This is a genomic window from Idiomarina aquatica, assembly GCF_004362895.1.
In the GTDB taxonomy this organism is placed as follows: domain Bacteria; phylum Pseudomonadota; class Gammaproteobacteria; order Enterobacterales; family Alteromonadaceae; genus Idiomarina.
The window spans coordinates 50,097-61,384 of the sequence record NZ_SNXI01000010.1; the positions used below are offsets into that span (position 1 = coordinate 50,097).

General features: G+C 47.8%; 9 protein-coding genes. 5 read left to right on the forward strand and 4 right to left on the reverse strand.

Going from position 1 to position 11,288, the window contains the following annotated elements:
- Position 1: 1 nt before the first annotated feature.
- From DEU29_RS08590 to DEU29_RS08600, 3 genes are read right to left on the reverse strand one after another with little or no spacing between them, the layout of a single operon-like run.
- The gene (locus DEU29_RS08590) at positions 2-2,230 is read right to left on the reverse strand and encodes a glycosyltransferase (protein ID WP_133539954.1); all 2,229 of its coding nucleotides are present in this window, start codon (positions 2,228-2,230) and stop codon (positions 2-4) included.
- A complete protein-coding gene (locus tag DEU29_RS08595; protein ID WP_243734526.1) occupies positions 2,223-3,281 on the reverse strand; it encodes a lysylphosphatidylglycerol synthase transmembrane domain-containing protein in 1,059 nt (352 codons plus the stop codon). The genes DEU29_RS08590 and DEU29_RS08595 overlap by 8 nt, the downstream gene beginning before the upstream one ends.
- Positions 3,282-3,322: 41 nt before the next feature.
- Positions 3,323-4,000 carry an SDR family oxidoreductase gene (locus DEU29_RS08600; protein WP_133539956.1) on the reverse strand — a complete coding sequence of 226 codons (678 nt, stop codon included), beginning with the start codon at positions 3,998-4,000 and terminating at the stop codon, positions 3,323-3,325.
- A gap of 131 nt (positions 4,001-4,131) precedes the next feature.
- On the opposite strand from DEU29_RS08600, the gene DEU29_RS08605 reads away from it, so the two are divergent.
- Together DEU29_RS08605 and DEU29_RS08610 are read left to right on the forward strand one after the other, a co-directional pair.
- Positions 4,132-4,869, forward strand: coding sequence for an SDR family oxidoreductase (locus DEU29_RS08605; RefSeq protein ID WP_133539957.1), 738 nt, complete (start codon positions 4,132-4,134; stop codon positions 4,867-4,869).
- A 111-nt stretch (positions 4,870-4,980) separates the two neighbouring features.
- Positions 4,981-6,567 carry an ABC-F family ATPase gene (locus DEU29_RS08610; protein WP_133539958.1) on the forward strand — a complete coding sequence of 529 codons (1,587 nt, stop codon included), beginning with the start codon at positions 4,981-4,983 and terminating at the stop codon, positions 6,565-6,567.
- A gap of 13 nt (positions 6,568-6,580) precedes the next feature.
- Here DEU29_RS08610 and ilvY read toward each other — a convergent pair whose 3' ends face one another.
- Entirely contained in the window at positions 6,581-7,456 is an 876-nt protein-coding gene (ilvY, locus tag DEU29_RS08615; protein WP_133539959.1) for an HTH-type transcriptional activator IlvY, read from the reverse strand.
- Between the two features lie 127 nt (positions 7,457-7,583).
- Here ilvY and ilvC point away from each other — a divergent pair, with 127 nt between their 5' ends.
- From ilvC to ilvM, 3 genes are all read left to right on the forward strand, one after another.
- Positions 7,584-9,071 (forward strand): ketol-acid reductoisomerase, encoded by a 1,488-nt coding sequence (gene ilvC / locus DEU29_RS08620; protein WP_133539960.1) that lies wholly within the window; start codon positions 7,584-7,586, stop codon positions 9,069-9,071.
- Between the two features lie 256 nt (positions 9,072-9,327).
- A complete protein-coding gene (gene ilvG / locus DEU29_RS08625; protein WP_133539961.1) occupies positions 9,328-10,998 on the forward strand; it encodes an acetolactate synthase 2 catalytic subunit in 1,671 nt (556 codons plus the stop codon).
- On the forward strand, positions 10,998-11,276 hold the full coding sequence (ilvM, locus tag DEU29_RS08630) for an acetolactate synthase 2 small subunit (RefSeq protein WP_133539962.1): 279 nt from the start codon (positions 10,998-11,000) through the stop codon (positions 11,274-11,276). Before ilvG ends, ilvM begins: the two co-directional genes overlap by 1 nt.
- Positions 11,277-11,288 lie beyond the last annotated feature (12 nt).

Consider the following 11,288-nt stretch of genomic DNA (forward strand, 5'->3'; position numbering starts at 1 on the left):
CTTAATTATCCCGTCGCTTTTGCGCATAGCGCGCCAACGTTTCCGCATAAACATAGCGAACTTCCTGGGTGAAGTTCTCAACCGAATGCGACGCAGCACATTCAACCGCTTGTTTTGCCAGTGATTGGCGTTGTTTTTTATCTTCGAGTAGGTATTTAACCCTTTCTAACCACAACGCTTGTTGCGCCGGGGTTTTATAGCCGTTAACCCCATCGGCCACGACATCGTCAATACCGCTTGAGCGCACTGCCACCACCGGCAGTCCCGCCGCCATGGCTTCTAGAATAACCATGCCCTGAGTCTCGGACTGTGAGGCAAATAAAAACACATCCCCGAGTTGGTACCATTGCGGCATTTCTTCCGGCGGCACGGCGCCAACGAACGACACCTGCTCGGCCAAACCAAGATCGTTGGATTTTTGCTGTAAGCGCTGGCGTTGATGGCCATCGCCAATCATTAAAAAACGAAACGGTTTATCTGTTTGCGTTTTTAGCTGCGCCAGCGCCTCTAACATAAAGTCGATATTCTTCTCGTTGGACAAGCGCGCCACACTAACAAATACCGTTTCGTCATTGATATTTTGTTGTGTTTTGAGTTGCTTGATAACTGCCTCGTCGCGCTGTTGAAAACGATCAAATTCAATGCCCGTTGGCTGCACATAGATGGTACTTTTCACACCAATTAAACGCAGGTACTCTTCAGTCGACTGAGTAGGCACGATCACGCTGTCACACTTATTGGCAAACCGCCTGACCAAAAAGTGCGCGATAATATTGCGGAATAGACTTCCGGGTAAAAATACAAAATGTGCGTAATGCTCTAGCCGCGTGTGATAGGTGTAGACGACCGGTATTTTTAAGCGGCGGGCCATAAATACGCCAACCGAGCCAATCCAGAACGGGTGGTGGGAGTGGATAATATCGGGCTTAAACTCGCGGACTTTTTTACGCACATAGCCAGAAAATATGTTGGCAAAACGGAACTCACTCTTATCGCCAAACGAAAACAACGATGGCATGCGAATGACGTTGTTTTCCTTTTTGACGTTATCGCGATAACGCGGCGCGACGATTAAAACTGTGTCTTTTACCTTTGTTAGGCCGTAGCGCAGGCGCTCTATAGAAATTGGCACTCCACCTATAAACGGCAAGTAGTTGTTGGTAAACATCACTACTTTTAACGACTTTTTAAGCCAGGGTCCGGCATCAATATCATAGTTAGGGTAATAATTCTTGCCCACAAATACCGCGTTATACAGTTTAATGCTGACCGCCAGGAACAGTGCTAACAATAAGAAAAAATTAACAAAGCCCGTGTAGAATAACGAATAGATAAAAAACCAAAAGCTTTCTAGTTGCTTTAATACTGGGTGTTGCCCGACCGGCAACTCGACCACCTGCTGAGAAATGCCATCATTGGTATCGACGGTCACTTTTACATAGTGATAAAAGCTATCATCCTGATTTAGTACTAAGCCACCGGCGCCGCCGGTTGTTACATGGGGGATGCCTGCTTCTATATGCTCCGAAAATACGGATATATTGGCGGAAAAAACCCGATCAACGTCAAACTGCTCAAAAGTTGACAATAGCGCCTGGCGAAATGTTTCGGGTTGCAGAAAGTCTTCTTCGTCTGAAAGCAAAAACTCTTCTTTCGGCTCAAACAAGGGGTGTCCAATAAACACAAACCGATGTTCAGATTGATCTGCACGCAATATGTCAGTTAACCAACGGATCTGCCACTGCCAAGGCGTTTTTCCCGTACTATCCAGAAAGATAAAACGACTATCACCGGCACTAAAACTGAAAAAGTGTGGCCCGTAATGATCATAAAAACGGAAGCTGCCAAATTCCTCGTACTCGTTTTCGCCAAAAGTTAACAGGTACGGCTTATCTAAATGCGACAGCGTACCCTTTAATGCACGGTATTTGTCCTCGCCACCGCCGCTGACCGCATTGCCGGCAGAAATAACAAAATCAATATCGCTATTATTGAGCTCGGGAATAATGCGGCGCTCAAAGATACCCACCGAATTATTAATATTACCCACCACGGCAAAGCTATACTGGGGCTGGCCTTCAATTCGAGCGCTGATAGAAGATAGCTGTTCACTATGCACAGCAGAGTACTCTGCACTAGCGAAGTTTAAATACAGCTTGTAAGCCACCATCGCCAGGAGTATCGCGATATTGAAGTAAAAAAGCAGCTTTAACCACTGGCGTTTATTCATAACCCACCTGCACAGACTGTTTAGAACGGCTAATTAAATAGTGCTGCAAAATAAATAAGCCGATGACCATGCCCAGGTATATGGTTAGCGTGCGCCAGCTAAAGGTTACCAATAACAGATGATGCTGCTCTAATAAGGTATTAAAGAAATTGCCGAACACGCCTTCTGAAATGCCCGAAGCCCCCGGCGTGGGCGAAAAGTACATGATGAACGTTGTCACCACCAACAAACCGACTGATAACAAGTAAGGCACGTCATAGCCCAGTCCCCACATGATCAACGCGGGGAAACTAAACAACGCGAGTAAAAATAGTGCAGTATGTAACACCGACAAGATAATGGCTTTTTTTGGACCGCGCACATAGTCCGAAAAACTTTTTGAAAACTTAAATAACTCGCGCATTAAGGTAAAATTCCAACGCCGCATTTTTTCCTGCGAGATCAGGTTAAGCCGATAGAGGCCTTTAACCACTCCCGTCATAGGCGTGACCAACCACACCGCACGCCACAGCAGTACGATAAAAAATGCTAAATAGATTACGGTAAACACAGCTAAGGCCGAGCTGATACTGTTACTTAAGGACGACTCTTGCAACGGTGGAAGGGTCAGCAGAAAAATGGGCGACAATGAGAAAATAAAAAGCACTGCTAATACGGTTCTAATCGTACTACCGGCCATCGCTTTACCCACAGACACCCCGTGTTCGTGCAAAAACCATACTTGCGCAAACCCACCACCGGTCGCCATTGGCGTAATATTGGAGAAAAAGATATTAATAAACACCAGCTTTGTCATAACTTTGGGGCTAACCTTTATACCCAGCGCCACTAGGGTGTAGTAAAAGCGAAGCCCATCACTGACAAAATAGACCGTCAATAAAGCGAGGCTGGCGAGAATAAATTCGGGGCGCAGCAGCTGCCAGTCAAACGTAAGACTACGCCCCGAGAAGTGCTCAAATACCGTGAAAAAGCCTGCCAGTGTTAATGCCACAAACAGCGCAGCAAAAATACTGAGTCGCTTCCATGAAACAGGCTGCTTTTGTTTTTTCACTGACACTCCTTTGTGCGAACAAGTGCTCGAACATGACGCTGTTAGTTATAAGCGGGCATTAAAAATACTTCCCTTACGCAATTACGAGGATGCGCGTTTAAAGCATACAGTACTGCATCTGCAACGTCATCGGGATCTAACTTATCAGGCTTAGGTTCATCAAAGAACGGTGTATTAACCATGCCCGGCGCGATGGTTGTGCAGCGGCCATTCCATTCTTTCATTTCTTCGGCAAGATTTTGGGCAAAGCCGTGCACAAACCATTTGGTCGCGCCATAAACTGACCCTTTTAGAGTAATGCGCCCGGCTGCTGAGCCTGTCATTAAAAAGTGTCCGGTTGATTCACGCAAATGGGGTAAGGTCAGTTTGGCGGTGTAGAGCAAGCCATTGATGTTTACGTCAATCATTGACTTCCATTCGTCCGGGTCACCGCCTTCTGTACCAGCAGTATTGACGCCGGTACCCGCATTGGCAAACACAGCATCTAGCTTACCGAAGTGAGCAACGCCCTTATCGACAACCTGCTTGAGTTGCTCGTAGTCGCCTGCATCTGCTGCAACGCCAAAGGCATTATCAGCCCCCAGTTCACCCACTAGCTCTTCAAGTAACTCTTTACGCCGTGCGGTCAATATGACTTTTATTCCTTCACTTACAGCTTTTTTAGCTGTTGCTTTACCAATGCCACTCGATGCACCGGTAATTAACAATACTTTGGACATAAATCCTCCACTTACTTTTTAACGTGATATGGAATACTGATCAGTATGACATCTCGATCAATGAAAGGCAGTAATCTAAATCACAGTCTGTCCGTAGTAATAACCACATATTTGACGTTATGGAGTACACAATGTCTGAAGTTAACGGGAAAGTAGTCATTATTACCGGTGCAAGTAGTGGGTTAGGCGAGGCGGCAGCAAAAATGCTGGCAGCTAAGGGAGCCAAGCTGGTACTCGGCGCTCGCCGTGAAGAACGGCTAAAGCAATTAGCCGATGAAATTACCCAGGCTGGCGGCGAAGCCATCTATCAAACGGTCGATGTAACGCATCGTGACCAGGTTGAAGCACTGGCAAAAGCCGCGAAAGATAAGTTTGGACGCATTGACGTGTTAGTTAACAACGCCGGCCTTATGCCGCTAGCCCCGCTTGATGAGTTAAAAATCGATGAATGGGATCAGATGATTGACGTCAACATCAAGGGTGTTATGTATGGTGTTGGTGCTGTACTGCCGACGATGCGCGAGCAGCATGCCGGACACATTATCAATTTATCGTCAGTGGCCGGTCACGTGGTATTCCCAGGTGCAGCAGTTTACTGTGCGACCAAATATGCGGTTAAAGCGATCAGCGAAGGGATTCGTCAGGAATCTAACGGCGAGATTCGCTCAACCAATATTTCGCCGGGAGCGGTCGCTACAGAATTAACCGACCATATTAGTCATAAAGACTCAAAAGAAATGGCAGACGATTTGTATAACGATGCGATTGACTCAGATGCTATTGCACGCGCCATCACCTTTGCTATTGAGCAACCTGGCGAGGTTGACGTGAATGAGATGATCATTCGCCCAACCAAACAAGAACTGTAATAAAACGGCCCGCCGTCAGGCGGGCTAATTTACCCGCAGACTGCGATTTCCTTTGTAATTTTGCCCAATAACGCGTAGATTACGCGCCTAATTTTTGTTCGGGTATAAATAGTGATCGCTGCTTCTAATGTCACCATGCAATTTGGTGCAAAACCTCTCTTCGAAAATATCTCTGTTAAATTTGGTAACGGCAACCGTTACGGCCTTATCGGCGCAAATGGTTGTGGTAAATCCACGTTTATGAAAATTCTAAGTGGCGACCTTGAGCCATCGGCGGGCAATGTGTCGATTGACCCGGATATGCGCGTCCGCAAGTTGCGTCAGGATCAGTTTGCCTATGAGCAGTTTAGCGTTATCGATACGGTGATCATGGGCCATGAAGAGCTATGGAAGGTTAAAGCTGAGCGTGACCGTATTTATAGCTTACCGGAAATGAGCGAAGAGGATGGCATGCGGGTCGCCGACCTGGAAGTCGAATTTGCCGAGTTTGACGGTTACACCGCAGAATCACGTGCCGGCGATGTGCTCCTTGGTGTGGGTATCCCGCTGGAGTCACATTTTGGCCCCATGAGCGAAATCGCTCCCGGGTTAAAACTGCGTGTATTGCTGGCCCAGGTACTATTTGCGGAGCCGGATATCATGCTGCTGGATGAACCGACCAACAACCTCGATATCAATACTATCCGCTGGCTGGAAGATACGCTTAACGAACGCGAAGCGACCATGATCATTATTTCGCATGACCGGCACTTCTTAAACAGCGTTTGTACCAATATGGCCGATATTGATTATGGCGAACTGCGCGTGTATCCGGGTAATTATGATCAGTATATGTTTGCCGCAACCCAGGCGCGTGAACAGCTATTAAATGATAACGCCAAGAAGAAAGAAAAAATCGCTGAATTGCAGCAATTTGTCAGCCGCTTCTCTGCCAATGCGTCAAAAGCCAAGCAGGCAACGTCACGCGCTAAGCAAATAGAAAAAATAGAATTGGCCGAAGTTAAAACATCGAGTCGAGTCAGTCCGTACATTCGTTTCGAGCAAGAGAAAAAACTGTATCGCTTAGCGTTGGAGATGGATGGATTAAATAAGTCCTTTGACGACAATCATGTGCTGAAAGGTTTAAGCGGTATTATCGAGGTCGGCGAAAAAGTCGCTATTTTAGGTGCTAACGGTATTGGAAAAACCACGCTATTGAAGTGCCTAATGGAACAGTACGATATCGATAGCGGCCTGATTAAGTGGTCTGAGAACGTCAATATTGGCTACTACGCCCAGGATCACGCAGATTGGTTTAAAGACAAAATAACCGTTTTTGAATGGATGAGTCAGTGGAAAAAACCCTACCATGATGACCAGGCGATACGTGGCGTACTGGGTCGCATGTTGTTTTCGCAGGATGACATTAATAAACCCGTTACGATTTTATCCGGTGGCGAAAAGGGTCGCATGATATTCGGTAAGTTGATTCTCCAGCGCCCTAACGTGCTGATTATGGATGAGCCCACTAACCACTTAGATATGGAGTCTATCGAAGCATTAAATCTGGCTTTGGAACAATACGACGGCACGCTGTTATTTGTCAGTCATGACCGCGAGTTTGTGTCGTCACTGGCGTCACGAATTATCGAATTAACCGACCAGGGAATGCGTAACTTTTCGGGAAGTTACGATGACTATCTTAAACAATTGATGTGAGCCAAGTGCAATTCTAGCCAACAGCACTATGCCAAAACGCCGCTATCACGGGGTCTTGTAGTCGCTTTTTTAGACAACATAGACTGACGTGATACGGCTCAATGTCCCGGGGCCGCAGAAATACCTCGATTTGCTCGCGAATCGAACTTTGCTCCACCACAACTTCAGGCACCAATCCAACAGCCAGCCCTAAACCGACCATAGCAACAATGGCTTCGTGCCCTGCCACTTCGGCATAAACGCGCGGTTGCTGACGGTGCGCCTCAAACCATGTAAATAATCGCTCACGCGATAGCCCCATCTGTGCCACCACTATTGGCATGTCGTTCCAGTCAATCTTCCCGGCCAGGGTTTTTTCCCGCACTGCGCATGTCGTTTTCGGCCTAATCATCACTAGCGGCGAGGTGTATAACTGATGCATAAGCACACCATCCGGTACCTGCTCAGGGCGTGTGGCAATGGCAATATCCGTCTGCTGCCGTAACACGTGTTCAAGAGCCAGCGCAGGATCTCCGGTATCAACGCTTAACGCAACGTGGGGATAATTTGGTCGAAAGCCTTCGATAAACTGACGCATAAAAGTCTGCGCTGCTGTTACCGAGCAAAACAATCGTAGCTTGCCTTTTAGTTCGCCGTCATCTGCTAATTGCATTTGCAGCTGCTGCCATTCCGCGAGAATGGATTGACAGCTCTGCAAAGCTTGTTGGCCCTGTTGGGTCAATGTTACGGAGCGGTTATTACGGACGAACAAACGAGTACCCAGGGCATTTTCTAAGCGCTGAATGTGCCGTGATAAAGCAGATGGGCTGACATGCTGTTCCTCACTGGTGCGGCCAAAATGCAATGTCCCGGCCAGTGAAATGAATAACTCCAGAGAACGTAAATCCATGACCTTCCTTATTGTTGCGAGTTGTTGCGACTGTTTGTTGCGGGAATCGCAATACAATAATGCAAATAATTCATTATACGCAACAATTGCTTTGCCGTAAGGTAATCTTAAATTTAAGGAGAAACCTATGGCTGAGAATTACTTTAATCAACTTCCCTTTCGGCGCCAATTAGCGCAATTGCAACAGTGTCGATTTATGCAGGCTAACGAGTTTGAAGCAGGTTGCCAGGAACTTGTTGGTAAGAAGGTTGTAATTGTCGGCTGCGGTGCCCAGGGACTTAACCAAGGGCTTAATATGCGTGACTCAGGCCTTGATGTCAGCTACGCACTGCGACCTGCTGCGATCGACGAAAAACGGCCCTCATGGCAATCCGCGTCACGAGAAAAGTTTTCTGTAGGTAGCTATGAAGAGCTTATTCCAAGCGCTGATCTGGTCATTAACTTAACCCCGGATAAGCAGCACAGCGCGGTCGTTGAAGCGGTGATGCCATTGATGAAAAAAGGCGCAACGCTGGGTTACTCGCATGGCTTTAATATCGTCGAAGTAGGACAAAAGATACGTGACGATATCACCGTCATTATGGTGGCGCCTAAGTGTCCCGGCACCGAAGTTCGCGAGGAATATCTGCGCGGCTTTGGTGTGCCGACATTAATCGCAGTCCACCCTGAGAATGACCCAACCGGCCACGGTCTTGCCTGGGCCAAGGCGTGGGCAGCAGCCACCGGTGGTCACAGAGCGGGCGTACTGGAAAGCTCGTTTGTGGCAGAGGTCAAATCGGACCTCATGGGCGAACAAACTATCCTGTGCGGTATGTTACAGGTGGGCTCGCTGCTGTGTTTTGAACATATGGTCAGTAACGGCATTGAAGCCGCTGAAGCAGCGCACTTAGTCCAGTATGGGTGGGAAGAAATTACCGAAGCGCTAAAATTTGGCGGTATCACCCTGATGATGAGCAACCTCGACAGTGCTTCAAGGGTTCGGGCATACCAGCTTGCAGAGCAGGCAAAAGAGGCGCTAACCCCGTTATTTAATAAACATCAAGATGACATTTTAAGTGGTGCGTTTTCTAAGCAGATGATGCAAGACTGGCAGAATAATGACCATGACTTGCTGAGCTGGCGAGAAAACACGCGACAAAGTGCATTCGAGCAAGCTCCTGATTCTGATCAGCAACGCAACTGTAACGATTTCTTCGCGCGCGGAGTGGTGATGGTGGCACTGGTTAAAGCCGGTGTAGAACTCGCATTCGAAACCATGGTGAATGCCGGTATTCGTTCTGAATCAGCCTACTATGAGTCGTTACACGAGTTACCCTTGATCGCTAACACGATAGCCAGAAAACGGCTCTATGAAATGAATGTTGTTATCTCTGATACCGCTGAATATGGAAATTATTTGTTTGCTAACGCCGCTTATCCGATTCTGCAAAAAGAGCTTTTTGCTCATATCAGTAGCAGTGATATCGGGTTGGGACTAACTGCTGAATCGGCAACGTTTGACTACCCAGTCTTAAATACAATCAACGAAGCGATTTATCAGCACCCTATCGAGCAAATCGGCCGAAAACTTCGACGTTATATGAAGGATATGCAACCAAAACAAAAAAAGCGTTGACATTAACCTCACGAATGTTAGAACAATAAATAGACACGAACAAAAACAGACCGTTTAGTTAGAGAAAGAGATTTTTACAATGCGTTTAGTTGCTGTTGCAAACATTAACATTCTAGTCCTACTCGTGGTGATTATTAATCGCTGCGCGGGCAGGTGTTGGAATTTGTAAAGCAACAGACAAAAAGCAAAATCCAAAAACCCCCGCTTCAACAAGCGGGGGTTTTTTCGTTTAAGGGCAAAAAAAGGCTAAAAAGTAATGACAGGCGCCGAATCCATCATCGAATTTTTAGAAAGCCAGCACGTTGAGCACGTTTTTGGATATCCCGGCGGCGCTATCATGCCGATTTACGACGCGCTCTATAGATCGCCGGTGCAACATTTCTTATGCCGGCACGAGCAAGGCGCTGCGTTTGCAGCTATCGGCTATGCGAGAGCCAGCGGCAAAACCGGCGTTTGTATGGCAACCTCAGGACCAGGAGCGACCAATCTCCTAACGGCTTTAGCCGATGCCAAACTTGACTCAGTGCCCATCGTTGCTATTACCGGCCAGGTGGATCAAGCCGTGATGGGTACTGACGCATTTCAGGAAATCGATGTACTCGGACTAAGCTTAGCCGTTACCAAACACAGTATATTGGTTAATGAAGCCAGCGAACTTCAGGAAGCCTTGCGACAAGCTTTTCGAATTGCCAGCGAGGGACGGCCGGGGCCTGTCATCATCGACATTCCTAAAAACATCCAGCTGGGCGCTGCCAGCACGACCAAAAAGACAGCAGCTGATCACAGTCCAATGCCGCCACCTCAGCCCTCCCACACGATAAGTAATGCGGCAGCGGTTGCTTTGGCTCGTCACTTGATATCGCAGGCGAAGCGTCCGGTGGCCTATATCGGTGGTGGTGTGACCATGGCAAATGCCGTGCCGCAACTGCGGGAGTTTCTTGCAACAACCCAGTTACCTACCGTATCGACGCTAAAAGCCTTGGGCAGTGTTGCCGGCGACTATCCACATGATTTAGGCATGATTGGTATGCATGGACGGCAATGCGCTAACCTGGCGGTTCAGGAGTGCGACTTGCTAATTAACCTTGGCGCGCGTTTTGATGACCGTGTTACCGGTAAGTTAGCTGACTTTGCGCCCCACGCTAAAGTCATTCACATCGACATTGACCCGGCCGAACTCAATAAAAGACGACGCGCGCTATGCGGTATACACGGTAACCTACGCGAGGTATTGCCATCGTTGCAGGTTACTACGCAGTGTGACGACTGGCGCCAATACTGTCAGGATTTGAACCACCAGTATCCACTGCAGTACCGCAACCCGGAAAAGGGTATTTATGCGCCTAAATTACTTCGCCTTATCAGCGACAGTATGCCGGCCAATTCAGTCATTTGCCCGGATGTTGGTCAGCACCAAATGTGGGTTGCGCAACATATGCGCTTCGCTCAGCCCAACAATCACTTAAGTAGCGGTGGTTTAGGGACTATGGGGTTTAGCCTGCCCGCCGCAATTGGCGCGCAGATCGCTCGCCCTAGTGACAGCGTGTTTGCTATTAGCGGCGATGGTTCTTTTATGATGAACGTACAAGAGCTTGGCACCATAAAGCGCTTTAGCCTGCCGGTAAAAATAATCATCATCGATAATCAACGCTTGGGAATGGTTCGACAATGGCAACAACTGTTCTTTGATGGTTGCTACAGCGAAACAGACCTTAGCGATAACCCTGAGTTTTGTACCCTGGCAAAAGCGTTTGAAATTCCATCTGCTTATATCGATCGTGCCGAGCAGGTGCCTGACGCCATTGACCAACTGCTCAGCAGTCAGGGGCCTTTCCTATTACATGTCCGCATCGATGCCGCCGAAAATGTTTGGCCACTCGTACCGCCGGGCGCTGCCAACCACCAAATGCTGACGGAGAATAACTAATGCATACCATAGTTACCTTACTCGTTGATCATCACCCCATCGCTATTGAACGCATCTTACAGGTCACACGCTATCGCGGCTTTACCGTTACCGGACTTAAGCTGAGCCGCGAGGACACATGTCAACAAAACGTAACACTGGAAATTGCCAGCGACCGAAATATAGAGCTACTCATCAATCAATTAGCAAAAGTCTATCACGTGATGGAGCTAAAAGTCGGTGCCAGTTTGGATATAAACCAAGCCGAACCGGCTATGCAGCAAGCCATAGCGCATTGAACCCATTACAAC

Coding starts and splice junctions, on each gene's coding strand:
- DEU29_RS08590 (WP_133539954.1), bottom strand. CDS start 2,230: ATGAATAAACGCCAGTGGTTAAAGCTGCTTTTTTACTTCAATATCGCG.
- DEU29_RS08600 (WP_133539956.1), bottom strand. CDS start 4,000: ATGTCCAAAGTATTGTTAATTACCGGTGCATCGAGTGGCATTGGTAAA.
- DEU29_RS08605 (WP_133539957.1), top strand. CDS start 4,132: ATGTCTGAAGTTAACGGGAAAGTAGTCATTATTACCGGTGCAAGTAGT.
- ilvY (WP_133539959.1), bottom strand. CDS start 7,456: ATGGATTTACGTTCTCTGGAGTTATTCATTTCACTGGCCGGGACATTG.
- ilvC (WP_133539960.1), top strand. CDS start 7,584: ATGGCTGAGAATTACTTTAATCAACTTCCCTTTCGGCGCCAATTAGCG.
- ilvG (WP_133539961.1), top strand. CDS start 9,328: ATGACAGGCGCCGAATCCATCATCGAATTTTTAGAAAGCCAGCACGTT.
- ilvM (WP_133539962.1), top strand. CDS start 10,998: ATGCATACCATAGTTACCTTACTCGTTGATCATCACCCCATCGCTATT.